Below are 24,396 nucleotides of genomic sequence, written 5' to 3'. Positions count from 1 at the left end.
GGAGTTTCGTTATGACTGTCCGCAGTCCGATTTCCGACCTGCCAACTCATGAGGTAACAAATGTACCGCCCATTCTGGGAGATCAGGATCTTTATGGAAAAGACCTGCCCCTGCAGGAAGGGTTACTTCGAGAGGGGGGTGGTTGGGCTGAGCGGACAGTCATTGATTTCGCGATGAAGGCGGGATCGGAAGAGACGCTTGAATGGGCTAACCAGGCGAACCGGTATCCGCCTGAAATGAAGGCTTTCGACCGCAACGGTATGCGGATCAATCAGGTAACTTTCCATCCCGCCTACCACAGTCTGATGGATCTTGCGATTGCGCATGACGTACCGAGTTTCGCCTGGAATAACCCTCGGGATGGCAATCATGTGGCTCATGGCGCGCTTTCTTACCTTCTCAATCAGATTGAGGGCGGGGCGCTATGCCCGATGGCGATGAGCTATGCTGTCGTGCCTGCACTAAGGGCCACGCCGGAAATCGCGGAGGAGTGGATACCCCGTCTGCTCGCGAAGGAGTATGATCCGCGCGATATTCCGGCAAGTGAGAAGAAAAGCATCACTATGGGGATGTTCATGACGGAGAAGCAGGGCGGCTCCGATGTGCGGGCAAATTCGACGAAAGCGCGTCCGGCGGGTGAGCGCACCGGTCCCGGTGCGCCCTATATATTGACAGGCCATAAATTTTTCTGCTCCGCCCCGATGTCGGATGCTTTTCTTTCCCTCGCTTATACGGAGAACGGCCTCTGCTGTTTTCTGCTCCCACGATGGCGGCCAGACGGCACGCGCAATGGCCTTTTTCTCCAACGGTTGAAGGATAAGCTTGGAAATAAGTCCAACGCATCCAGCGAGATGGAATTCGTCGATGCCTGGGGGCTGATGTTGGGTGAGGAGGGGCGCGGTGTTCGCACTATCATCGAGATGGTGCAGGGGACCCGCTATTATTGTGCCGTTGGTTCGGCTGCCCTGATGCGTCAGGCGCTGACCCAAGCAATTCACCATGCAAGTTATCGCTCTGCCTTTCAGAAGAAATTGATCCAGCAGCCTTTGATGCAGAATGTGCTAGCCGATCTCGCACTGGAGTCGGAGGCCGCGACAACGCTCTTCCTGCGCCTTGGTCGCGCTATCGGGGCAGGGGAGACGGATCCCGTAGAGGCGGCCCTTGCGCGTATCGGGACGGCGATTGGAAAATACTGGATTTGCAAGCGGACGCCGGGGCATGTCTATGAGGCGATGGAATGTCATGGTGGCCCTGGATATATTGAAGAAAGCATCCTGCCGCGGCTCTATCGGGAGGCACCTGTCAACAGCATCTGGGAAGGATCGGGCAATGTGATTTGCCTTGATGTTCTGCGTGCCCTTTATAAGGATGCGAGCGCACTACCCGCGTTTTTTGCGGAAATTGAGCTGGCCAGAGGTGGCAATCATCTGCTTGATCGCTATATGGCTCGCCTGAACGCAGAGGTTTCGGATACCAGTAATCTTGAAAGCCGCGCCCGCCGGGTCACGGAGATGATGGCGGTGGCCTGGCAAGGGGCGCTTCTTGTTCAGCACGCTCCTGCGGCGGTTTCGGATGCGTTCTGCGCGTCGCGTTTGGGTGACTACTGGTCCGGAGCCTATGGTACCTTACCTGGTGATATCGATTTTGAATCAATTCTTGTTCGAGCTGGTGCAGCTTGATGATTTATGATCAAAAGGCATTTGTTGTTTGCCAATTGTGCGCATAGACCGTTAAATTGATAGCCATAAGGATAGCGTTTTTCGTCTCGCTGTTGCAGAATGAGACATCGCTTCCTATAAAGAATAAAAAACAACAATGAACCGGAGCCATTCATGAAAACTAGAATCACCGAACTCTTTGGTATTGAGCATCCAATTATTCAGGGGGGAATGCATTTTGTTGGTCTCGCTGAACTTGCTGCCGCCGTTTCTAACGCGGGTGGTCTTGGTATTATTACGGGTCTGACCCAGAAAACTCCAGCTGACCTTGCGAATGAGATTGCGCGATGCAAGGATATGACAGACAAGCCTTTCGGTGTAAACCTGACATTTTTGCCGACCTTCGCGGCGCCACCGTATCCCGAATATATCGACGCTATCGTCAAAGGCGGTGTGAAGATTGTTGAAACCGCAGGGCGCAGCCCGGAAGCCTATATGCCCGCCTTGAAGGATGCTGGCATCAAAGTTATTCATAAATGCACTTCCGTTCGTCACTCTTTGAAGGCACAGAAGATTGGCTGTGACGCCGTCAGCGTCGACGGTTTCGAATGCGGAGGACATCCGGGCGAAGACGATATCCCAAACATGATCCTGCTGCCACGCGCCGCAGAAGAGCTGGAAGTTCCGTTCGTGGCGTCCGGCGGAATGGGCAATGCACAGCAGCTTGTCGCCGCACTGGCGTTGGGTGCGGACGGGATCAATATGGGCACCCGATTCATGGTGACGAAAGAGGCGCCTATTCATCAGAATGTGAAGGATGCTATCATCGCCGCGAGCGAACTGGATACAAAGCTTATCATGCGGCCGCTTCGAAATACCGAGCGCGTTCTAAACAACGACGCCGTGGAAAAAGTTCTCGAAATAGAACGGCAAAAGGGATCAAACACCAAGATCGAGGATATCGTCGATCTTGTCGGTGGTGTTTATCCTAAAGTCATGCAAGACGGTGACGTCGGTGTCGGCGCTTGGAGCTGTGGCATGGTTGCCGGTCTCATCCACGATAACCCGACCTGCAAGGAGCTCATTGACCGGATGATGAGTGAGGCGGAAGATATCATCAAAGGCCGCCTTGAAAAATTGGTCAACGCCGCCTGATTGATAATCTGTTTGAAAAGGAGCAATGAATGAATACCGCTAAATTCAAGGAATTGCTCAAACGCTTCTCCGCCGCCGCAGAAGCTGGCGATGGAGAGGCCTTCGCAGCCTGTTTCACCGAAAATGGTGTCTATCACGACTATATCTACGGGGATCATCAGGGCCGCGCAGAAATTGCTCACATGATGTCAGATCAGTTTCATCGCGATGCAGGAGAGGATTATCGCTGGGAAATGTTCGACCCCATGTGCGAAGGCAATCTCGCCTATGCCTGGTCACTTTCCAGCTTCACCTCGACAGTGCCGGAGTTTGAGGGAAAACAGGTTGTTATCGATGGCATGAGCCGTTTTGAGCTAAAAGACGGGCTTATTTCTGACTATCGTGAATCTGTGAACGGCGGGGTAGCCATGGCGCAACTTGGCGTACAGCCGGAACGGCTTGCAAAAATCTGTGCTAAATGGGGCAAGATGTTGATTGAACAGCCAGAGACCCAGGAGTATCTAGCCCGCTCGAAGGGATCGTGGAAAGACGGAAGTTAGGACATGATGTCGTCCGACCGCGACGGCGCGCCAACCGTTAGTGAGGGCCATGCCGTAGGCATCCCTTACGGACCCTTAATTCTTACAATCGCGATGCAGACTCTTGCAACGATGGCGGCTTTTTCGGCTCCCACGCTCGCGCCGAAGATCGCTGAGGACCTAGGCGTTGACGGGCATCTCATCGGTTTTTTTGTTTCTACGGTTTATGGGATTGGCATTTTTTCAGCTCTTTTGTCGCCGGACTTTATCCAGAAATTCGGGGCGGTACGTGTCGCGCAGTTTGTGATGCTGGGGGTTGTTGCCATGCTTTCTATTGCAGGATCCGGCGGCATGAATGCGTTGGCGCTCTGTGCTGTTGTGCTTGGCATTGGATATGGGGCGACGGCGCCAGTCTCGACACATCTTCTGATCCCGCGCACGAACCCAAAGGTTCTAAATCTCGTCTTTTCAATCCGGCAAATTGGCGTGCCTTTGGGGGGCGTCATCGGCGCTTTGTTATTGCCGATACTTGCGGTTAAATTCGGCTGGCGAATAGCATTCTGGGCACAGATTCTTCCGGCAGCCCTTCTCATCCTGATGTTTCAGCTATACCGCAAAAGCTGGGACAAGAATAGAAACACGTCGCATCGATTGTTTCGGGGCGAACTTTGGCGCCCGCTTTATCTCTTGCGCGATAGTGCTCTGATGCGTCTGCTCGCGCTCGCAAGCTTTTCCTATGCGGGTGTTCAGCTTTGTTTTATCGGCTTCATGGCGCTGCACCTTACCAGCAGAACGGATCTCGATTTGATCGCTGCCGGGCAAGTGCTGGCGCTTTATCAAATTGCTGGTGTCACCAGTCGCCCGGTCTGGGGTTGGTTGGCAGACCGTTATATATCTTCCATCAGATTGCTTGGTTTGCTGGGCCTTGTCATGGGGGTGACTGCAATTGCGGCGGGGCAAATATCAGAAAACTGGTCGATCTGGTCCGTGCTTCTTGTTGCGGTTGCGGCGGGGGCGACGGCCAGTGGTTTTACCGGTATAGCCTATGGGGCATTTGCAACATTTGGTGGACAATACCGGACAGAGGCAACCGCCTTGGGATCGAGCGCCATGTTCGCCGGCGTGCTTATTCTACCGACGATTTTTGGCCTGATCGTGGGCGACGTTGCGCATTATTGGCAAGCATATAGTCTGATGGCAATAATTGTTTTTTTAACTGGCATTCTGCTTGTTGTAGCGAAACCGTCAATGGATTGAACGACACATAATTGAAATTATGATCCCAATAATAAAAAGGAGAAGAAAATGGAAATCGTTGGACTAGGGCTGCATTTTGAGGAATTGCCGCTGGGCCGACAGTTTAAGACAATTGGCCGAACGGTGACAGAGGTTGATATTGTTAATTTCATCAATGTCACAGGCATGACGGAAGTTCTGTTCATAGATACGGAGTATCTGAAGGAGCATTCGGACATAAAGGGCCGAGTTGCGCCGGGGGCGCTCGCCTATACAATTGCCGAAGGTCTGCTCGTTCAGTCAACGATGCAACATACGGGGCTTGCCTTCTTGAATATGGAACTTGATATACGCGGGCCGGTCTTTGCCGGTGATACAATTCATGTGGAATGTGAAGTGATCGAAGCGCGGCTTACTTCAAAGAGAACGCGCGGGCTGGTTCGGACACGTAACCATATAATAAACCAAAATGGTGAAGTGGTTATTGAATATACACCCCTTCGTATGATTAAATGCAGGGACGCGCACTAGATACGAAAAAACGTATAGTGAAGTGGTAAATGGCGTCCCTTGCTGTAATCCTGCTCTATGTTGCTGGGCCATTAACGCGTGAAGACCTGCTCCCACAGCGAGAGGAGAAAGCGCCCGAAGACTGACAAATCTAAGGGAGTTCTCATCTGTTACTATGCATTTTTGATCGTGAGGCCCGCATCCACCGGCAATGCAACCCCATTGATGTAGGAAGATGCGGGTAGAACAAGACTCAAGGTCGCATGAGCAACTTCCTCTGGCTCACCGTACCGCTTCAGCGGGATGCGCCGCCGGGAGAAAATCTCCTTATGTTCATCCTTAATGCGCGCGGTGATGCCGGTATGGATGGCACCGGGACAGATACAATTGGCCGTGATGCCATATTTCGGCAGCTCTACTGCGAGGGATCGGGTGAGCCCGATGACCCCATGTTTAGCGGAAGTGTATTGTGCAATTTCGGGCGTAGCGCCAAGACCTTCGGTTGAGGCGATATTAACGATCCGGCCCTCGCCTGAGACTTTAAGGTAGGGCAGAGCTGCCCGAACCAGACGCACATGTGCCGTTAGCAGGACATCCATATGCCGTTGCCAATTTTCGTCGAAACCTTCATCCTCAACCGACATGTGGCGAGAAAAACCGGCGTTGTTGATCAGAATATCAAGTGCGCCGAAATGATCTGCAACCGACTTTACAACCGTTCCAATTTGTTCTTTGTTGGCAACGTCTAGAACCCACCCTTCGGCAGAGCCGCCCGCGCCTCGAATTTCATCGACAACCTTCTGAACACCTTCTTCAGTGAGGTCGGTAACGGCAACATTTGCGCCTTCATCGGCAAAGAGATGCGCTGTCGCCCGGCCCATGCCGCTTGCTGCACCCGTTATCAGCGCGGTCTTTCCGGCAATTGACCGGCTGAGCTTTGAAAGTCTCGCCATCCGTTTTTCCTTTTTTATGCTGGTTTGTCGAAATTAGAGAATAAGTCCGCCATCGACGACGATCGTTTGGCCAACCACATAGCTTGCTAGGGGTGACACGAGATAGAGTACCGCGCCCGCGATGTCATCCGGTGTGCCGAGGCGCCCTTGCGGGATTGTTGAGATTGCCGCATCACGGCGTTTCGGGTTGTCCGTCGTTACCTTGGTCAGTTTGGTATCCACGAGCCCCGGGGCAACTCCATTCACGCGAATACCGTCACCTGCCCAAGCCTGCCCTAAGGTGCGAGTTAATCCAATTGCACCCGTCTTGGAGGCGTTATAGGCGGGATTTCCTTTTGTTGCGTGGTACCCGGCCGTTGAACTGATGATCACCAGGGAGCCGTTTGCTTCCTTCAGCATGCCCTGAAATTTTGAGGCACAGGCCATCAGGCTGTTGAGATTTGTATCGATTACCTTCAACCAACCTGGCATTTCAAATTCGCCGCGGTTATAGACGACAATGCCCTGCGACAGGATCAGCATATCGAGTTTTTCAAACGCCGGCTTGTAGTCAGCTATGGCCTTATAATCACTGACATCCATCTGTTCATAGTGCAGACTAGTAAGGTCCGACCCTTCCGCGCCGTCATAGTCGGTTGCGCTGGACCGGGTGCCCCAGACAAAGACGTCCGCCCCGCGATCTTTTAACGCATGGGCGATACCATTGCCAATCCCGCTGGATCCGCCGACGATGAGTGCTGTTTTTCCTGTGAAATCAAGATCGTTCACATGCATCTCCCTTTTTCTTATTTTTATAAACTTTACGGGTTATTGTGCGAGTTAGTAAAGCATATCTTATTGATCATTTGTCCCTAATGGAAGCCGTTGTCTAAAATGCTCTTTCCAACCCTCACCGCAACGGAAGTATTTGAACGCTATGAAGCTGTCCGGGCGCGCCTTCCGACCGCGCAGTTTCCGGCTGAGAGTGCCGCGATCGAAAATCTAGAGGCGCTCGTTGATGAAATTGATGTTTTCCTGCTTGATGCTTTCGGGGTGTTGAATGTTGGGGAAAGTGCGATACCGGGGGCGGCTGAACGGCTTGAGGCTTTTGCACGTCTCGGTAAACAGGTTTTCGTGCTGACCAACAGCGCCACCTATGACGCGACAAAGGCACTTGAGAAATATCGGAGTTTTGGTTTCGCACTGGAGAAGGAGCAGATCATTTCAAGCCGCGATGCGGCAATCACCGCCCTTGATTTATACCCGAAGGACTATGTCTGGGGCATCGCTGCAACGGCTCAATCAGGTCTGGCGGAGCTTCCTCGCATCACTCATTTGCTCGGTGAGGATCCATCTGACTATGAGAAGGCGAATGCGTTTCTTTTTCTGAGTTCGGCGGATTGGACAGCAAAGCAGCAAAGCCTTTTACAAAACTCTCTTCAATTAAACCCACGGCCGCTGCTTGTTGGTAATCCGGACCTTGTTGCCCCGCGAGAAGGGGGATTGTCATTGGAGCCCGGATTTTTTACCCATGAAATAGCCGAACAAATAGGCATTGCCCCGCAATTTTACGGTAAACCCTTTTTGAACGTATTTGACCGAGTGCTGGAGGCGGAACTTAAAGGAACCGATCGCGGGCGTATCGCCATGGTTGGCGATACGCTGCATACCGATATACTCGGTGGCGCGGCAGCCGGCGTTCGCACGGTGCTGGTCACAGGACATGGGCTTCACAAGGGTATGGACATCCCGAAATTGATCAAACAGTCCGGAATTGTCCCTGACTTTATTGCGGCGACAACCTAAGAGGCGTCCGCTAATCCGGTGCGCCGTTACGGGCAGCGAAAGCCGTGAAGATAAGCGCCATCCCGGCGAACAGCATATTGATGCCGACCAGCAGCCCAATGGCCCAGCTTGCCGTGTCAGGCCAGCCGCGTGAGATTAAATAGGCTAGAACGAGGTCGACAACGCCGCTTAGCAGCGTCCAGCCCCAACTCCGTATATGGGCCCGGAATTGAAACGCCAGCAGGATAGAGAAAACACCCTGAATGATAAAGAATGCGACCATCACCATGGTCAGGGTCATGACACCCTCCGCCGGTTTGAAAACCAGCAGGAGTCCAAGGACAATAGCAAGCACAGATGCGAGAACGGACCAGATCGTCCCGGGAAGGCTGCGTGATCGAAACAGCGTTAAGGCCCTGATGACGCCGCCGAAAATTAGGATCCAACCGATGAACAGATCAACGACCAATGTTGCTACTTGCGGTACGAGGATGGCGACAGCTCCGAGCAAGCTGATGAGGAGTCCCTGAAAAAGAAACGTTTTCCAATGCTTTGCCATTTCAGCAGCTATAAGCGACCTCATTTCCTCAAGCTTTGGTGGCATATTCTCGCTCATCTTGCGCTCCTAAAATTACCTGTACCAATGTTCTTTCGCACTATAGGGACGTCAATGAGCAAATCAAGTAGGGAAGCGAGATCGATACCTGGCGCTAATTCAATTTAATCGCGCGTAAGCGCAACGCATTGGAGATTACCGAAACCGAGGACAAGCTCATCGCGGCGGCGGCAATCATTGGGGAAAGCAGCGTACCAGTGAAAGGGTAGAGAATACCTGCTGCAATCGGAATCCCCAATCCGTTGTAGGCAAACGCGAAAAACAGGTTTTGTTTGATATTTCGGAGAGTTCCTACCGCCAGTTTGCGCGCGCGGACAATGCCAGTGAGGTCTCCCTTGACTAGCGTAATACCGGCACTTTCCATCGCCACATCTGCGCCAGTGCCCATGGCGATGCCAACATCAGCGGTGGCCAGGGCAGGGGCATCATTAACGCCATCTCCCGCCATGGCGACATGAAGGCCTTTGCTTTGGAGATCTTCGATCAAAGTCTTTTTATCTTCTGGCAGTGCATCTGCGAGGATCTCATCAATCCCAAGACGAGCGGCGACGGCCTTTGCTGTGCGTTCATTATCGCCCGTCGCCATGATGATCCTGATACCGAGTTTGTGCAGGGCATCGATTGCTTCTTGCGTTGTTTCCTTGATCGGGTCGGCGACAGCGACAATTCCCACAAGAGCGGCATCACGGGTAACATACATCACTGTCTTGCCTTCGTTTTGAAGCTCTGCGGCATGTGCCTCTATCGTAGAAAGATCGAGCTTTTGCTGATCTATCATGGCCCGATTTCCGAGTGTCACGATTTGCCCGTTTATACGTCCCTCAACTCCTTTACCGGTAATGGCATTAAAGTCGGAGGCCATGGGGATGGTGAGCCCGCGCTCCTCTGCGCCAGATACGATTGCTTCTGCAAGTGGATGCTCTGATCCTTTTTCTAGTCCGGCAGCGATGGCAAGAAGTGTATCCTCTCCCTGCTCTTCAACGCTAATGATATCGGTAATTTTCGGGCGCCCCTCCGTCAGGGTGCCGGTTTTATCGACCACAAGCATTTCAACACCGGCAAACCGTTCCAGCGCTTCTGCATCGCGGATGAGCACACCCGCACCGGCACCCCGTCCTGTTGCCGTCATAATCGACATAGGCGTCGCGAGACCGAGCGCACAGGGGCAAGCAATGATCAGCACAGAGACTGCGGCAACAATCGCATGGATCATTGCAGGGGAGGGGCCGAATGCCGACCAGATGACAAAAGCGATAACGGCGATGATGACGACGCTTGGCACGAACCAAGCCGCAACCCTGTCCGCCATTCCTTGAATGGGCGCACGGGATCGCTGGGCGGAGGCAACCATCTCGACGATTTTCGAGAGCATGGTATCCGCACCAACGAGTTTGGCTTCCATAACAAATGATCCGGTGCCATTCATTGTTCCGCCGGTGAGGTTGTCTCCTTCGTTCTTCTCAATAGCTACGGGTTCCCCGCTGATCATGCTTTCATCAACGGAGGAATGACCTTCCACCACGACGCCGTCCACAGGAATACTATCACCCGGCCTCACACGCAGCTTGTCCCCTTCAAGGATATTTTCGAGCGGAACATCATATTCCGACCCGTCCGAATTGATCCGCCGAGCGGACTTTGGGGCAAGATTGAGAAGCGCCTTGATCGCGGAGCCGGTCTGCTCCCGTGCGCGAAGCTCCAGCACCTGACCCAGGAAGATCAGGGCAATGATCACCGCCGCCGCTTCAAAGTACACCGGAACAACGCCACCGTCCGTTTGAAAGGAGGGGGGGAAATTGCTGGGGAACAATGTTGCGATGACGCTAAAGCCATAGGCGGCCGTCACGCCAAGCATAATCAGTGTCCACATATTGGGGCTGCGATTGACGATTGATGACCATCCACGCTTGAAGAAGGGGATCGCGGCCCACAGGACAACGGGCGTTGCCAGTGCCAGTTGGAGCCAGGTTGAGAGTTTTGCCCCGATCCATCTTTCAAAGGGAAGTCCGACCATCTCTCCCATTGTCAGGACAAGAAGTGGCAGGGCAAGTGCTACGCTTACCCAGAAGCGACGCGTGAAATCAATCAATTCCTCGTTCGGGCTTTCATCCGCGCTAGGGGCGCCCATAGGTTCAAGCGCCATACCGCACTTCGGACAGTCTCCGGGGTGGTCCTGAATGATTTCCGGGTGCATCGGGCAAGTATATTCTGTTGCTTTCGTTGCTGCTTTCTGCTGCGTCTTATGACTGCCGTTTATATAGAAATAGGGATCTACCACGAACTTATCGTGGCATTTTTGCGAGCAGAAATGATAGATCTCGGTATTGTAGAGATGGCTCGGCTTGCCTGTGCCGGGCGCGACTTTCATACCGCATACAGGATCAGTTGCTGTGTCGGATTTTTCGGCGGTCAATGGGTTTTCCTATCTTTCGACGACGGGTCTCCAGCCTGCTTTCTCGCGCATCCACTGGAAGGCGACATATAGCATAGGGATTAGTAACATACCAAGTGTCGCCGCGGCGAGCATTCCCGAAAATACTGGAACGCCAAGTGCCACCATCGCCCCGGCACCGGCACCGGAGGCAATGACCAGTGGCACCAGCCCCATGATAAAGGCAAAGCTTGTCATCATGACCGGACGGAACCGCAACCGTGCGCCATCAGCTGCGGACTCCGCGAGAGGCTTGCCAATATTTCGTTGCTCGAGCGCAAAGGTATTGATCAGAATGGCGTTCTTTGCTGCCAGAGCGATTAAGACAACAATTCCGATTTGCGCATATAGGTCGAAGGAGAGACCTGCAATCCGAATGCCAGCAATCGCGCCAAAGACGGCAACGACGACGGAAGACAGAATGGCCAGTGGAATACTCCAGCTTTCGTACAGCGCGACAAGAAAAAGATAGGCAAAAACGAAGGCGAGACCAATAACGAGCGGAGTTTTACCTGCGGCTTCCACCTGCTGCAGGGCGAGGCCGGTCCATTCATAGGCATAACCGCTCGGTAATTCATTTGTCGAGATTTTATCCATATCCGCCATGGCGACACCGATCCCTGCGCCGGGCGCCGGATTCCCGAATACTGCAGCCGTTTCATAATTATTATACCGGGTGATTTGGCGCGGACCGCTATCGAGGCTTGCTTCTGCGAAGCTGGAAATGGGCACCATCTCTCCCGACGAATTACGAACTTGTATGTCGTAAATATCCTCAATCTTTGCGCGGAATTCTTCGCTGCCCTGTACATATACTGTCCAAGTTCTGCCAAACAGATTGAAATCGTTGACATAGTATCCGCCTAGCTGGCTTTGCAAGGCGTTGAATACATCGGAAATTTCGACCCCAAGCGTTTTCGCTTTGTCCCGATCAATATCAAGGGAGACTTGCGGAGTGTTTGCCTCGAATGTTGAAAAGGCGCTGGCGATATTGGAATCCTGATTGGCTTCAACCAAAACATTGCGAAGGACAGCACCCATTTCAGACGGCTTTTGTCCTTGCAGAGCCTGGAGCATATACTGAAAACCACCGGCATTTCCGAGGCCATCAATGGCGGGAGGATTAAGCGGGATAAACGCGGCTTCAGCAATGCCGGCCAGCTTTGGCAAGGCGCGCTGTAATACGGCCGTCGCGCTCAGATTCGGTGATTTACGCTCTGAATAGGGTTTGAGATTGAGAAAGACAACCCCGGCATTGGAGGCATTGCTGTTGCTCAAAAGATCTAGGCCAGCTACTTGGCCAATCATTCGAACGGCGGGGTCGCCTTTTAGGGCTTCTACTGTTCTATCCGCTACTTTCACGGTGCGATTGAAGGAGGCGCCTGCTGGAAGCTGGAAGACGATCATAACGTAGCCCTTGTCTTCTTCCGGAACGAATCCTGCCGGCGTGTTGGTGATGCCATAACCCGTGAGGAGCCCAATACCGATTGCGGCGGCAATACTGAGCGCGGCAACTCGAACGAGCTTCTTGATCAGGCCGGCGTAACCGTCGCCAATACGATTAATCAAGGACGTAATCGGGCGCATAAAGACGACCGGCTTGCCCGGGCGCAGGAATAATGCGCATAGAGCGGGTGATAAAGTTAGCGCATTAATGGCAGAAATAACCATCGCAGCGGAAATCGCAATGGCAAATTGCCGGAACAAAACACCTGAAGAACCGGGGAGCACAGCGATCGGAATAAATACGGCCAATAGTACAAACGTAATGGCGATAATGGACCCGGCGATTTCCGTCATCGCCTTATGCGCTGCCTTGGCAGGGGAGAGGTTTGGCTCTTCCTCCATCACTCGTTCGACATTCTCAACAACAATGATGGCGTCATCAACGACAATACCAATTGCAAGAACCAGGGCGAGGAGGGAGATAATATTTGCTGTGTAGCCCATTGCATAGATGACAGCAATGGCACCAATAATGGCAACAGGTACGGCAAAAAGCGGAATAAGAGTCGCTCGAAAACGGCCGAGAAAGACAAACACCACGATGGCGACGAGGACAAAGGCCTCGATCAGGGTCTCAACGACCTTATAGATCATATCATCGACAAACTCGGCACTGTCGACAAACTTATGATACTCCATGCTGGCAGGAAATCTCTCGGCAAGTTCGGCAATTTTCTCTTCTATCGAATTGGCCGTGATCACGGCATTGGCTCCGGGAGAAAGATAGATTGCAACACCTGCAGCCGGGGAGCCGTTAAGTTTCAGCTGTTGCTGAGCATTCTGGGCACCCAGTTCTACGCGGGCGACATCCTTGATGCGGATAATCGATCCATCATCTTGGGCGCGCAGGATAATATTCTCAAACTCTTCCACACTGGAAAGCCGCCCTTTGGTGTTGACGGTCAGTTGTAAGCTCTGTTCATCTGATATTGGGGGCGCACCGATCCGTCCGGCGGGGGCCTGGATATTCTGGTTCTGGATCGCCGAGATAATATCCTGATTTGTGAGCTTCAGATTGGACATCAATGTAGGATTGTCTATCCATATTCTCATCGCATATGAAGAGGCGCCAAGAATTTGTGCATCGCCAACCCCCGGCAGGCGCTTTAATTGATCCAGAACATTAATGGTCAGGTAGTTGCTGATAAACAGCTGATCCAGGCTGGTATCGTCGGAATAGAAGCCAAAAATTTGCAAGATTGAATTGGATCGCTTCTGCACCGTCACGCCATTTTGCTGCACAGTGTCGGGGAGGGATGACAGTGCCTGGCTCACGCGGGTTTGTGTGTTCACTGTGGCAAGGTCGGGGTTCGTGCCCACATCAAACGAGACGGTTAGCGCGTAGCTGCCATCAGAGTTGGATCCCGACGACATATAAATCATGTTGTCGACGCCATTAACGGCGCTTTCAATCGGCTGAGCAACTGAGTCTGCTACCACCCGGGAACTGGCACCGGAATAGGTGGTGGTAACCTGAACCGTTGGCGGAGTGATATCCGGGTATTGGGATACCGGGATGACAAACATCGAGAGGATTCCCGCGAGCACAAGCACGGTTGAAATCACCATCGCGAATTTTGGGCGGCGAATAAAAAAGTCGAAGATCATCAGTTACCCTCGCTTTGGTCGGCGAGTTTAGGGGTAACGGTGATGCCACTTCGGACCTTTTGTTGACCAGCGACTATGACACGATCTCCCAGTTTGAGGCCCTTTGTCACAATAAGGGAAAGGCCTTGTTGGGCGCCGGTAGTGATACGCTGTACCTCGACTTTGTTATCAGAGCTCACGACAAAAACATAAGGACCCTGCTGGTCAAGAAGAAGGGCGTCCTGCGGGATGACGAGATGCTTTTGCGTCTCCTTGTTCTCAATAATGACGCTAACTAGCTGTTGATCTACAAGGAGCATCTTTGGATTTGAAAACTCGGCGCGGACTGTAATTGTATTCGTCGTTTCGTTGGCACTGGGATCGGCATAAATAATCCTTCCTGTTTGATCGTAAATTGTTCCATCCGCGAGTTTCAGTTTGACGTTTACATCCGATCTGTTGCGCTGGCTCTTGCTGACTTCCAGAAATAGCCGATCCGGGACCGGCCAGGCCACATGGATGGGATCTTGCGCGACTAGAAGTGCTAAAGACGTGCCCGATGGTCCGACAAGAGATCCTTTGGTTTCGTTCGCCTTGCCAATCCGTCCATCAATCGGGGCCCGGATTTCCGTATATCCCAAATCGATTTCGGCAAGGGAAAGCTGAGCCTTTTGCGCGGCGACATTTGCTTGAGCTTCCTCATATTGTGCCAAATCCTTATCAAGCTGTGCCTGGGAGACCGTCTTGCGGGCGACCAACTCCTTGGATCTTTCATAGTCCAGTTTCGCAAGTTTAGAAGCGGCGACGGCGCTTGCCAAATTGGCTCGGGCCTGCGCGACATTCGCTTCATAGATGCTCTTTTCAATCTTGAAAAGAAGCTGACCTTCCTTGACTGTACTCCCTTCTACAAAGGCAACTTCGGCAAGGTAGCCCTCTATGCGCGCATTAATCTGAACGCGTGCTGTTGCCTCAACCCGGCCATAGAAGACAAATTGATCGGCAATATTCTTCTCCTCGACCTTTGCCACCAGCACTGCAGGCGCGGGCGGTTCCCCGCCCGAGGCCGATTGTGCAAAGCTCATGGACGTCATGATTAGTATTAGAATTGTCGCCATAAAGGCTAATAGAAGAGTACCAGATAGTCGCCGCATTGAGCCCCCTCGCAGATTTTAAGGCAATTACTAGGGCGTCATTGTTTCATTCGCGGAGCAATTCGTAAACATATCGGTAAAAAAGATTGTTACCCTTGTGATGGAATTACCAGATTTGCTGTTTTGCAGCATTACTTTAAGGAATGAAACGCTGCATCCAGAATATTGGAGAAGTCCGGGCTTTTGGTGCCAATTGCAACGAATCCGGTTCTCCCGGAGAATGATGAGTCCATGGACAGCGGGGAAATATCTATATGTGTGCCAGCTTTGTGAGCGACCCACAGGTCACTTTCTCCCGTAGCGCGAAATATACCTTTGACGCGCAGAATAGAGGGGGGAAGATGATTGAGTACCTCTTTCAGGGTGGCCTTGTTGATTTCCGAATCTGTGGCGACGGACCATCTTGAAAAGTCCGTCTCATGGGTGTGAGAATGCGAGTCGTTGGAAGTCTCGGAAAGTCGGTCGATGCTCCTTCCTTCGCCGAAGAAAATATCACCTGACAAGGCACCATGCGTAATTTTGATAATCGGTGCGGTCTCATTGACGTGGCGCAAGATCTCTGCACATATGTCTATATTTTGCTGTTGGGCGAGGTCGCATTTATTAAGCAGTAGTATATGGGCACTGCTGATTTGTGCCTCAACTATTTCTGAAAGTCTCTGATCTTCACGCGTTGTCTGAAAATTCAGCGCGTCAACCATCGTTACAATCCCGTTCAGCGTGAGGTCTGGCTCCGCCCTTGCGAAATTGGCGATCCGTTTTGGCTCTGCCACGCCGCTCGCTTCGATCAGGAGATGATCTGGCGTAGGCTCATAATCGAGAGCGGTTGAAAAAGCTTTATAGAGACCAGCACCCATGGAACAGCAGGCGCAGCCATTGGCGAGGGTGAGGGTGTCCCCATCCTTTGCGGCTATCAAATCCTCATCAATAGGGAGGTCGCCAAAATCATTGACAAGTACCATGATGCGCGGCCCATCCGCTTGTCGCAGAAGATGGTTGACCAAAGTTGTTTTCCCCGATCCCAAAAATCCTGCGAGAACAGTCATGGGCAGCGGTTCTCTCCGTATCTTCATGGGATTTTATGCTTTTCTCCCGCGAGGACAGTACCCCATATGCCGACATCCTTCAGATTTTCCGCACCGATGGTTTCAGGGTCATTTTCGAGAATGGCAAAGTCCGCCCATTTGCCCGTCTCAATGGAGCCGACCTCATGGTCCATATGAAGCGTGGCTGCCGCACCAAGGGTGATCGCCTGCAATGCTTCATCAACACTAATTCGCTCATACTCACCGAGAAGCTTTCCGCTTTCTGTTAACCGGTTAACGGCGCACCATGCGGTAAATAACGGGGCCATAGGAGTTACTGGTGCATCAGAGTGGATGGCGAAAGGGACACCAAAATCGATTGCCGACTGACAAGCGTCCATGCGGAGCGCCCTGTCCGGCCCGATGGTCAATTCGTAATGTTTGTCGCCGAAATAATATATGTGATTTGAGAATAGATTGGCGGCCACGCCCAAGCGCTTCATCTTGCGAAATTGTGCTCGGTCCGCCATCTGGCAATGCTGCAGAACATGGAGGAGATCAGGGCGGTTTTTCTTGATCTTTGCCTGCTCCAACGCGTCCAGCGCGACTTCGATTGCTTCGTCGCCGTTGGTGTGAATATGCATCTGGACGCCGGCTTCATTGAGGACACTGACAAGGACATTCAGCTGTTCCGGGGCGATATTCCAGATGCCGTTTGGCGCACCGTTATAGTGATAGGGCCAGCGCAGCCGCGCTGTAAATCCCTGGATTGATCCATCAGTAATGATTTTCACGGCACCGAGGCGAAGCTTTTCGGTGCTTTTTCCTTTTAACTCAAGCGCTCGTTCTCGTGTCTCGTCGGCGGGTTGGGAAATACCGTTTAGCAGGGACATCAAGCGGATCGGATAATCGGACCCATCCGTAATAGTTTTCATCTGTGCGACATCTTCGTCAGGAAGGTCGTTGATGAGGTCGGCGGCAGTGGTGACGCCTACGCGATTACAGACCTTGCCAAAATCGACAAGACTTCTTTCTGTGCGCCCCAACTCTCGCAAATCAATGCCTAGGCGCCTCATAATGGGAAACATTGCGGCCATTTCCTGCAGTTCTCCATTAGGTGACCCGTCGGGGCCAAGGGCAATTCCATCAACATCCATATCGGCGACATAATTAGCAAGGCTGAGCGATGCGGAATTCACAGTTAAAAGATGAAAGTTCGAATGGACAACCGCGATCGGGCGGGAGGGGCTGACGTTATCAAGGTCGTTCTTGTCGAGCCGTCGGTCCATCAGGAAAATAGGATCGAACCCCCAGGCGACGAGGGCATCATCCGGGCCGAGCTCCATCTCGGCTTCCTTCAGCCGCGTAAGGACTTCTTCTAGTGTTTTGACACCTGGCCAAAGTTTACCGTCGGGATCAACGCGATCCTGATAACCAACATAAGTGTAGCGCCAGATTCCGCCGGCCATTAAATGGCAGTGGCCTTCGACAAAGCCCGGCATAATCACTTTGTTAGCAAAGCTGTCATCAAGCGTGTAGTCGCCCCAGCCAGCAATCTCGTCAATCGTTCCGGTTGCCAGCACGCGCCCATCGCGTACCGCGACATGAGTGGCATTTGGGCGGGCGGGGTTCATGGTGATAATTTTCTTCGCGCTGAATACTGTGATTGCCGACAAGATCAGGGTCCTCTCTTTTTCGCTTTTTTGTAGACAGATTGTAAGCCGCTCTTTAACCTCTGAAAAATAGTTTATTTCGCGGGTATTATTATAAAAATCTGAGGAATGGATGCGTTATACCTTAAAGCAGCTAAACTATATAGATATTGCGGCACAGCACCGGTCGATTACCGGGGCGGCAAAGGCGTTGAATATATCTGCCTCGTCCATTTCCTCCGCAATTGATGCTATCGAAATCCAGACCGACAAAAAATTGTTTACCAGGCTTCCTTCAAAAGGAATAAGTGCCACACAATTCGGCCATGTGTTCCTCTCCAATGCGCGCCAGTTGCTCAAGGCGCATCGTTCCTTCGAAGAAGCAATAGATGAGCAGGCGAATGCAATAAACGGCGCGGTACGTATGGGGTGTTTCACTCCCGCCGCTCCCATTATCCTTCCATTGATTACAAAATCCGTGGCTGATAATCATCCGGGTATCTCGATCCATTTTACGGAAGGGGATATTTCCCGGAATATGCGCCATGTTGTTGATAGTAAGATTGACCTGGCAATCGGAGTAAGTGCGAATCTGCCGTCCAGTATCAATTTTGTGCCAATGTTCGTTGCCCCACCACATATTGTCCTTCCTCATAGCCACCCACTCTCCCGGCGGCGGCAACTTTCGCTGGAGGATATTTGCGGTGAGCCAATGGTGCTTCTCGATCTGGATGAAACGCGGGACTATATGTTTGGCCTCTTTGGTCAGAATAACCTGACACCGCATGTCGCCTATTCGTCACAATCATCGGAAATGGTGAGAAGTATGGTGGCGGCTGGCCTTGGTTACTCAATATTCAACCTCAGGCCTTTGCAGAAACAACAATATACGGTTGGTGATCTGGTGCGAATCCCTCTCGCGCCGGGATATCGCAGCGTAGAATATGGTATCATTCATCGCGTTGATGCGCATTTAAGCAAAGTCGATCAAGTCGTCATTGATACATGTATCAGATTGCGGGATAGCGGCGCCTTCAACAGGGCCGTCTTGCCTGAGGGGCGAGCAGGAAAAGATCATCGGAAAAATGTACTAATACCAGCATAAAAATATATTTTACGAAAGAAAGTCGCTGAACTAGCCTGATTATAGTGAAAAAGCTGAGAAAATCTCATAAATCACAGGAGGCAGGATGAGGAAAACAGGAATTATTGCGGCTGCAACGGCGATGCTTATGACCGTCGGCGCCGCATCATTTACCCAAGCGGATGAGCCTAAAAGTGGCGGAACGTTGGTTCTGGGAACAACGCAGAAGGCGCGCCATCTCAATCCTGCGGTCCAATCGGGTATCGCGACGGCGGTCCCAGGCACGCAGATTTTTGCAACACCGCTGCGTTTCGATGAAAATTGGGAGCCGCAACCCTATCTGGCTGAAAGCTGGAGCATTTCCGATGATGGAAAGAGCATTACTTTGAAGCTCCGCGCGAATGCAAAATTCCATGACGGTAAACCAATCACTTCTGAGGATGTGGCCTTCTCGCTGCAGACGGTTAAGGACAATCATCCCTTTAAATCAATGTTTGCCCCGGTGACGGGTGTGGATACGCCAGATCCTTTAACCGCGGTGATCAACTTCGAAAAACCGCATCCGGCTGCACTTCTCGCGATGTCGAGCGCGCTGCTGCCGATCATTCCAAAACATATTTACGGTGACGGGCAAGATGCCAAGAGCCATCCGGCGAACAATGCGCCTGTCGGATCGGGTCCGTTTAAATTCGTCGAATTTAAGCCCGGCGAATATATCATTCTTGAAAAGAATCCCGATTATTTTATCGAGGGGCGGCCATATCTCGATAAGATTATTATTAAGAATTATAAAGACTTAACCAGTCTTGCGCTGGCCATTGATAAGGGTGAAATCAATATGTACCCTTTCCTTGCGCCAACCAAAGATATCGCGCGGTTGAAAAAGAATGATGGTCTGGTTGTCACCGACAAGGGATATGAGGCTGTTGGCCCAATGAACTGGCTCGCTTTCAATTTCAACAATCAGTATTTAAAAGATAAGCGGGTCCGTCAGGCAATTGCCTACGCGATGGATCGTGATTTTATCATCAATGCGCTGCTCGGTGGGCAATCCAAGGCGGCAACTGGACCGGTCGTGCCAGGTAGTCCATTCTATGCGGCTGGCGTGAATAAGTATGACCTTGACCTTGATAAGGCTAACGCCATGCTTGATGAGGCAGGCTTCTCGCGTGGCGACGGCGATATGCGTTTCAAGCTGACGATTGACTACATTCCCGGCTCGGCTGAGTTGCAGAAAAATGTGGCGGAATATTTGAAGTCTCAGCTTAAGAAAGTCGGTATCGACGTGGAACTTCGGGCGTCACCTGATTTTCCGACATGGGCGAAGCGTGTCGGCGGCCACGATTTTGATATGAGCATGGATATCGTCTTCAACTGGGCTGATCCGGTCATCGGGGTTCACCGTACTTACCTTTGCGATAACATCAAGAAGGGCGTGATCTGGTCCAATACACAGAGCTATTGTAACGAGGAAGTCGACAAGCTCCTGAATGAAGCAGGGTCGGAGCTTGATCAGGCGAAGCGTATTGCACTTTATAAGAAGGCGCAGGAAATTATTGTAGACGATGCACCTCTCGCTTTCATAAATGTACTGCCGTATCATACAGCCTATAGCAAAGAAATCGGCAATCCGCCGATAACGATTTGGGGCGCAATGTCACCACTCGATGAGGTTTACATCAAGTAATATGCTGCGTCAGATTATCGATATACGGCGGGAGACCTACCGGTCATGACTATGACGCTTTTGGTCGCCCGCCGCTTGTTGCATGCCTTTTTGCTCATTCTGGCGGTGCTGGTTCTGAATTTCCTCCTGATCCATATGGCGCCGGGGGACCCTGCGGATGTTATCGCCGGGGAGATGGGCGGTGCCACTGAAGAAATGTTGGCCGACATCCGAAAGACATATGGCCTTGATAAACCGGTCTATGTTCAGCTCGGCGTTTATTTGTCCCGGGCGTTGCAGGGCGATTTAGGGCAGTCCTTTTTTTACAATGCCCCGGTGCTTGATCTCGTTGTAAGTCGTGCAGGACCGACCATTCTTCTCGTGGCGACTGCTTTGTTATTTGCAATATTCGTAGGAACTTTCCTTGGCGTGCTCGCTTCCCATAAACCCAAGGGAATTGTGAGTGGTCTGGTCACGCTTGTCTCCGTGATCGGCTATTCTGCGCCGATTTTCTGGACCGGTATGATGTTGGTCATTCTGTTCGCCTGGATTTATCCGATATTTCCTATCGCCAATATGTATGACATCACCAAGAGTGGCGGTTTTTTCGGGCGGGTCGTCGATATTCTCTATCACCTCGTCTTGCCATCGCTTGCGCTTGGGATCGTATACCTCGCACAATATGCGCGCCTGACCCGGGCTAGTATGCTGGAGATTTTAGGGTCGGACTATATCCGCACAGCACGGGCCAAGGGGGTTGCGGAAGTCAAGGTCTATGGCCATCACGCCCTTCGCAATGCAGTGTTGCCGGTGGTCACGATCGCAGGGCTCCAGTTTGGCAGCATTATTTCCGGCGCGGTTCTGGTGGAGACAGTTTTCAGTTGGCCAGGGCTGGGCACGCTCGCATTCGATTCAATTCTTGCCCGTGACTACCCGACCATTCTCGGCATATTGTTTTTCTCTTCCCTTTTGGTGATCGTTGCAAATCTGATAACAGATTTTGTCTATCGGCTTGTCGATCCCCGCATTAGGACGGGTGGGTAATATGACAACAGTTGAAAACAGTCAGGATATCATTCAAAGCCAAAGCCCTTGGCGGGAAGCAATTCGCGCTTTTCGCCAAAGCTGGGCAGGTATGCTCGGGATTATTATTCTGATTGCCGTGATTCTATTCACATTTGCCGGACCCTTATTCTACCCGGTTGATCCGTTCGAGATTGTATGGGCACCGCTTACGCCGCCGGGCGAGTCCGAGCGGGCACCCTTGGGAACCGACTATTTGGGTCGGGATATTCTGGCCGGGTTGATCAATGGGGGCCCAGCAACGTTATTCGTTGGGCTAGTCGCCGGTATTATCACGATCACGATTGGCATTCTTGTTGGCGCCTTTGCCGGATTTTACCGGGGTATCGTGGATGAATTTCTGATGCGGGTCACAGAATTTTTTCAGGTATTGCCGGCCTTGCTTTTTGCGATGGTGCTGGTCACTCTCTTCACGCCGACAATCTATGTTGTCTCTCTCGCGATCGGTATAGTCAGTTGGCCAACGACAGCTCGCCTGACACGTGCGGAGTTTTTACGCATTCGCAACCTGGAATATGTCAATGCGGCCCGATCCATCGGCGCGCGGAACAGACGGATAATCTGGCGTGTTATTCTGCCTAACGCATTGGCACCGCTGATCGTGGCGGCAACCTTGACAGTAGGTATTGCAATTCTGTTTGAGGCGGGACTTAGCTTTCTAGGGCTTGGTGATCCGAATGTCTTCAGTTGGGGTCTGATGATCGGGTCTGGCCGCGAATATATACTCGACGGGTGGTGGGTTGTGACTTTCCCAGGTTTTATGATTTTTTTGACGGTGCTTGGGTTTAGCCTTGTTGGCGATGGTCTCAATGATGCCTTTAATCCAAAGTTGAGGGAGCGTTGATGTCTGCTATTCTCTCGATTAAAGATCTGGTCGTTGACTTTAAAACCCGCGCTGGCAATGCGCGGGTCCTCAACGAAATATCCCTAGAGCTGGAAAGCGGGGAAATCCTCGGCATCGTCGGTGAATCTGGTTGCGGGAAAAGCATGACGGCGCTTTCCATCATGGGGCTTGTCCCGAGTCCGCCCGGGAAGATTACAAACGGCTCTATATCGCTGGACGGGGAAGATTTGGTGCAGGCATCAACCGCGCGGATGCGGCAGGTGCGCGGTGGTATCATCTCAATGATTTTCCAGGAACCGATGACCTCCCTCAACCCGGTATTCCGTGTCGGTGACCAGATTGCGGAATGCGTTCTCTTGCATGAGGATATTTCGAAGGCTGATGCATGGGCGCGTGCTGTTGAGATGCTGACAAAGGTCGGCATTCCGGAGCCGGAAATCAGGGCGAAGTCCTATCCGCATGAGCTCTCGGGCGGCATGCGGCAACGGGTGATGATTGCCATGGCGCTTTCCTGCCGGCCCCGCATTCTAATCGCGGATGAGCCGACGACGGCGCTGGATGTGACAGTGCAGGCGCAGATATTTGATCTCTTGAAAGATCTGCAGCGTGAAACAGGTACTGCTATTATCATGATTACCCATGATATGGGTGCAATTGCCGAACTAGCCGATCGCGTTGCGGTCATGTATGCCGGGCATATAATCGAGACCGGCAAGACAGAGGATATTCTCGCAAATCCGCAGCACCCCTATACCCGCGGCCTGATTGCCTGCGTCCCTCATCTGGAGGAGAATCCGACTAAGGACCGGCCATACTTGAGTGAGATTAAGGGCGTTGTTCCTTCTCTCACCGAGTTGGGCAAGGGATGTGCCTTTGCGCCGCGCTGTCCATATAAAACACCAATCTGTGAGGAGGAGCGCCCGCACATTGAAGCCGTCGATAAGACACATTCTGTTGCCTGCTATAATGTGAAATATGTGGTGGCAGTATGAGTGATAGCCCTCTCCTGGAAGTACAGGACCTGAAAGTTCATTTCGGCGGCAAGAAGCTATTTCGCAAGGCGCAGATCGTCCATGCTGTTGATGGCGTTAGTTTTTCCGTTCCGAAGGGGCAAACTCTCGGTATCGTAGGGGAAAGTGGATCAGGGAAAACCACAACGGCGCTCGCCGTGTTGCGGCTCGTTCCAATCACTGCTGGCACGGTCAGAATTGGCGATGTCGAGATTAGCTCGCTTGAAAAAGAGGGCCTTCGCGAGGCACGGCGGAAGGTGCAAATGGTGTTTCAAGACCCATATTCGTCGCTCGATCCGCGCCGACGGGTTGGAGACATTGTCCGTGAACCGCTCGATCTTATGGATATTGGCGCGGAAGAGGATCGGGATCAGATGGTTCATGATCTCTTTGTTCAGGTTGGGCTGCGCCCAGAACTGGTGCGGCTTTTCCCTCATCAGTTTTCAGGTGGACAGCGGCAGCGAGTTGGCCTTGCCCGGGCACTTGCCACAAAGCCGGAGCTGATTGTCTGCGATGAACCAGTGTCTGCCCTCGATGTGGCGGTGCAAGCGCAGATCCTGAACTTGATGCGGAAGTTGCAGGAAGATCTGGGCCTGACTTATCTGTTTATCAGCCATGATCTCGGCGTGGTTCAGCATCTATGTGATCATGTCGCGGTGATGTATCTCGGTCAGATCGTTGAGCAAGCGGATCGTATCTCGCTCTTCTCCAATCCGCAGCATCCTTATACCAAGTCGCTCCTCGCCGCCGTGCCAAAAGCGCGCCCGCGCGACGGCAGTGAAAAACGGGTGCCCTTGACGGGTGACCCGCCGAGCCCGATTAATTTACCGACCGGGTGTCGTTTTGCAGGGCGTTGCCCGGTTGCGATCGAGAAATGCCATAGCGTTGCGCCGGAATTGAAAGACCAGGGCGATGGTCATATGGCGTCATGCCATCTTTTGGATTAG

20 protein-coding genes are annotated in these 24,396 nt (G+C 52.2%); 12 read left to right on the top strand and 8 right to left on the bottom strand.

The window, feature by feature from the left end; all coding sequences use genetic code 11:
- Window positions 1–11 precede the first annotated feature (11 nt).
- The 5 genes from LKE13_RS00935 to LKE13_RS00915 all read left to right on the top strand — a co-directional run bounded on the left by LKE13_RS00935 (window position 12) and on the right by LKE13_RS00915 (window position 5,098).
- On the top strand, window positions 12–1,679 hold the full coding sequence (locus tag LKE13_RS00935; RefSeq protein WP_227947810.1) for an acyl-CoA dehydrogenase family protein: 1,668 nt from the start codon (window positions 12–14) through the stop codon (window positions 1,677–1,679).
- Between the two features lie 153 nt (window positions 1,680–1,832).
- Window positions 1,833–2,813, top strand: coding sequence for an NAD(P)H-dependent flavin oxidoreductase (locus LKE13_RS00930; RefSeq protein ID WP_227947809.1), 981 nt, complete (start codon window positions 1,833–1,835; stop codon window positions 2,811–2,813).
- A 29-nt stretch (window positions 2,814–2,842) separates the two neighbouring features.
- Entirely contained in the window at window positions 2,843–3,352 is a 510-nt protein-coding gene (locus LKE13_RS00925; RefSeq protein WP_227947808.1) for a nuclear transport factor 2 family protein, read from the top strand.
- 3 nt (window positions 3,353–3,355) lie between these two features.
- Window positions 3,356–4,588, top strand: a complete 1,233-nt coding sequence (locus LKE13_RS00920) for an MFS transporter (protein ID WP_227947807.1) — start codon at window positions 3,356–3,358, stop codon at window positions 4,586–4,588.
- 48 nt (window positions 4,589–4,636) lie between these two features.
- A complete protein-coding gene (locus LKE13_RS00915; protein ID WP_227947806.1) occupies window positions 4,637–5,098 on the top strand; it encodes a MaoC family dehydratase in 462 nt (153 codons plus the stop codon).
- 152 nt (window positions 5,099–5,250) lie between these two features.
- Here the strand turns inward: LKE13_RS00915 and LKE13_RS00910 are convergent, their stop codons facing one another.
- Both LKE13_RS00910 and LKE13_RS00905 read right to left on the bottom strand, forming a co-directional pair.
- Window positions 5,251–6,030 carry an SDR family NAD(P)-dependent oxidoreductase gene (locus LKE13_RS00910; RefSeq protein ID WP_227947805.1) on the bottom strand — a complete coding sequence of 260 codons (780 nt, stop codon included), beginning with the start codon at window positions 6,028–6,030 and terminating at the stop codon, window positions 5,251–5,253.
- A gap of 33 nt (window positions 6,031–6,063) precedes the next feature.
- The gene (locus LKE13_RS00905) at window positions 6,064–6,804 is read right to left on the bottom strand and encodes an SDR family NAD(P)-dependent oxidoreductase (RefSeq protein WP_265334740.1); all 741 of its coding nucleotides are present in this window, start codon (window positions 6,802–6,804) and stop codon (window positions 6,064–6,066) included.
- 99 nt (window positions 6,805–6,903) lie between these two features.
- Here LKE13_RS00905 and LKE13_RS00900 point away from each other — a divergent pair, with 99 nt between their 5' ends.
- The gene (locus tag LKE13_RS00900; RefSeq protein ID WP_227947803.1) at window positions 6,904–7,815 is read left to right on the top strand and encodes an HAD-IIA family hydrolase; all 912 of its coding nucleotides are present in this window, start codon (window positions 6,904–6,906) and stop codon (window positions 7,813–7,815) included.
- 10 nt (window positions 7,816–7,825) lie between these two features.
- On the opposite strand, the gene LKE13_RS00895 is transcribed toward LKE13_RS00900, so the two are convergent.
- The 6 genes from LKE13_RS00895 to LKE13_RS00870 form a co-directional block, all read right to left on the bottom strand.
- Window positions 7,826–8,410 carry an HdeD family acid-resistance protein gene (locus tag LKE13_RS00895; protein ID WP_227947802.1) on the bottom strand — a complete coding sequence of 195 codons (585 nt, stop codon included), beginning with the start codon at window positions 8,408–8,410 and terminating at the stop codon, window positions 7,826–7,828.
- A 94-nt stretch (window positions 8,411–8,504) separates the two neighbouring features.
- On the bottom strand, window positions 8,505–10,823 hold the full coding sequence (locus tag LKE13_RS00890; RefSeq protein ID WP_227947801.1) for a heavy metal translocating P-type ATPase: 2,319 nt from the start codon (window positions 10,821–10,823) through the stop codon (window positions 8,505–8,507).
- A 9-nt stretch (window positions 10,824–10,832) separates the two neighbouring features.
- Entirely contained in the window at window positions 10,833–13,955 is a 3,123-nt protein-coding gene (locus LKE13_RS00885) for an efflux RND transporter permease subunit (RefSeq protein ID WP_227947800.1), read from the bottom strand.
- On the bottom strand, window positions 13,955–15,085 hold the full coding sequence (locus LKE13_RS00880) for an efflux RND transporter periplasmic adaptor subunit (RefSeq protein WP_227947799.1): 1,131 nt from the start codon (window positions 15,083–15,085) through the stop codon (window positions 13,955–13,957). Before LKE13_RS00880 ends, LKE13_RS00885 begins: the two co-directional genes overlap by 1 nt.
- 131 nt (window positions 15,086–15,216) lie before the next feature.
- Window positions 15,217–16,131: a CobW family GTP-binding protein gene (locus tag LKE13_RS00875; RefSeq protein ID WP_227947798.1), complete on the bottom strand. Its 915-nt coding sequence runs from the start codon at window positions 16,129–16,131 to the stop codon at window positions 15,217–15,219.
- A gap of 23 nt (window positions 16,132–16,154) precedes the next feature.
- Window positions 16,155–17,786 carry an amidohydrolase gene (locus LKE13_RS00870; RefSeq protein ID WP_227947797.1) on the bottom strand — a complete coding sequence of 544 codons (1,632 nt, stop codon included), beginning with the start codon at window positions 17,784–17,786 and terminating at the stop codon, window positions 16,155–16,157.
- A 109-nt stretch (window positions 17,787–17,895) separates the two neighbouring features.
- Between LKE13_RS00870 and LKE13_RS00865 the strand changes: the two genes are divergently transcribed.
- The 6 genes from LKE13_RS00865 (at window position 17,896) to LKE13_RS00840 (ending at window position 24,396) form a co-directional block, all read left to right on the top strand.
- Window positions 17,896–18,867 (top strand): LysR substrate-binding domain-containing protein, encoded by a 972-nt coding sequence (locus LKE13_RS00865; protein ID WP_227947796.1) that lies wholly within the window; start codon window positions 17,896–17,898, stop codon window positions 18,865–18,867.
- 85 nt (window positions 18,868–18,952) lie between these two features.
- Window positions 18,953–20,533, top strand: a complete 1,581-nt coding sequence (locus tag LKE13_RS00860; RefSeq protein ID WP_227947795.1) for an ABC transporter substrate-binding protein — start codon at window positions 18,953–18,955, stop codon at window positions 20,531–20,533.
- A gap of 45 nt (window positions 20,534–20,578) precedes the next feature.
- Window positions 20,579–21,556, top strand: a complete 978-nt coding sequence (locus LKE13_RS00855; RefSeq protein ID WP_227947794.1) for an ABC transporter permease — start codon at window positions 20,579–20,581, stop codon at window positions 21,554–21,556.
- A 1-nt stretch (window position 21,557) separates the two neighbouring features.
- Window positions 21,558–22,439 carry an ABC transporter permease gene (locus LKE13_RS00850; RefSeq protein WP_227947793.1) on the top strand — a complete coding sequence of 294 codons (882 nt, stop codon included), beginning with the start codon at window positions 21,558–21,560 and terminating at the stop codon, window positions 22,437–22,439.
- Window positions 22,439–23,431, top strand: a complete 993-nt coding sequence (locus tag LKE13_RS00845; RefSeq protein ID WP_227947792.1) for an ABC transporter ATP-binding protein — start codon at window positions 22,439–22,441, stop codon at window positions 23,429–23,431. Before LKE13_RS00850 ends, LKE13_RS00845 begins: the two co-directional genes overlap by 1 nt.
- Window positions 23,428–24,396, top strand: coding sequence for an ABC transporter ATP-binding protein (locus LKE13_RS00840; RefSeq protein ID WP_227947791.1), 969 nt, complete (start codon window positions 23,428–23,430; stop codon window positions 24,394–24,396). The genes LKE13_RS00845 and LKE13_RS00840 overlap by 4 nt, the downstream gene beginning before the upstream one ends.

Origin of the sequence: Sneathiella sp. HT1-7, from assembly GCF_020731145.1 — a bacterium.
Classification (GTDB): Bacteria; Pseudomonadota; Alphaproteobacteria; order Sneathiellales; family Sneathiellaceae; genus Sneathiella.
The sequence above is the reverse complement of the archived record's forward strand: the minus strand, read 5'-3'. Positions and strand labels throughout refer to the sequence as shown.

Coding starts and splice junctions, on each gene's coding strand:
- LKE13_RS00935 (WP_227947810.1), top strand. CDS start 12: ATGACTGTCCGCAGTCCGATTTCCGACCTGCCAACTCATGAGGTAACA.
- LKE13_RS00930 (WP_227947809.1), top strand. CDS start 1,833: ATGAAAACTAGAATCACCGAACTCTTTGGTATTGAGCATCCAATTATT.
- LKE13_RS00925 (WP_227947808.1), top strand. CDS start 2,843: ATGAATACCGCTAAATTCAAGGAATTGCTCAAACGCTTCTCCGCCGCC.
- LKE13_RS00920 (WP_227947807.1), top strand. CDS start 3,356: ATGATGTCGTCCGACCGCGACGGCGCGCCAACCGTTAGTGAGGGCCAT.
- LKE13_RS00915 (WP_227947806.1), top strand. CDS start 4,637: ATGGAAATCGTTGGACTAGGGCTGCATTTTGAGGAATTGCCGCTGGGC.
- LKE13_RS00910 (WP_227947805.1), bottom strand. CDS start 6,030: ATGGCGAGACTTTCAAAGCTCAGCCGGTCAATTGCCGGAAAGACCGCG.
- LKE13_RS00905 (WP_265334740.1), bottom strand. CDS start 6,804: ATGCATGTGAACGATCTTGATTTCACAGGAAAAACAGCACTCATCGTC.
- LKE13_RS00900 (WP_227947803.1), top strand. CDS start 6,904: ATGCTCTTTCCAACCCTCACCGCAACGGAAGTATTTGAACGCTATGAA.
- LKE13_RS00895 (WP_227947802.1), bottom strand. CDS start 8,410: ATGAGCGAGAATATGCCACCAAAGCTTGAGGAAATGAGGTCGCTTATA.
- LKE13_RS00885 (WP_227947800.1), bottom strand. CDS start 13,955: ATGATCTTCGACTTTTTTATTCGCCGCCCAAAATTCGCGATGGTGATT.
- LKE13_RS00880 (WP_227947799.1), bottom strand. CDS start 15,085: ATGCGGCGACTATCTGGTACTCTTCTATTAGCCTTTATGGCGACAATT.
- LKE13_RS00875 (WP_227947798.1), bottom strand. CDS start 16,131: ATGACTGTTCTCGCAGGATTTTTGGGATCGGGGAAAACAACTTTGGTC.
- LKE13_RS00865 (WP_227947796.1), top strand. CDS start 17,896: ATGCGTTATACCTTAAAGCAGCTAAACTATATAGATATTGCGGCACAG.
- LKE13_RS00860 (WP_227947795.1), top strand. CDS start 18,953: ATGAGGAAAACAGGAATTATTGCGGCTGCAACGGCGATGCTTATGACC.
- LKE13_RS00855 (WP_227947794.1), top strand. CDS start 20,579: ATGACTATGACGCTTTTGGTCGCCCGCCGCTTGTTGCATGCCTTTTTG.
- LKE13_RS00850 (WP_227947793.1), top strand. CDS start 21,558: ATGACAACAGTTGAAAACAGTCAGGATATCATTCAAAGCCAAAGCCCT.
- LKE13_RS00845 (WP_227947792.1), top strand. CDS start 22,439: ATGTCTGCTATTCTCTCGATTAAAGATCTGGTCGTTGACTTTAAAACC.
- LKE13_RS00840 (WP_227947791.1), top strand. CDS start 23,428: ATGAGTGATAGCCCTCTCCTGGAAGTACAGGACCTGAAAGTTCATTTC.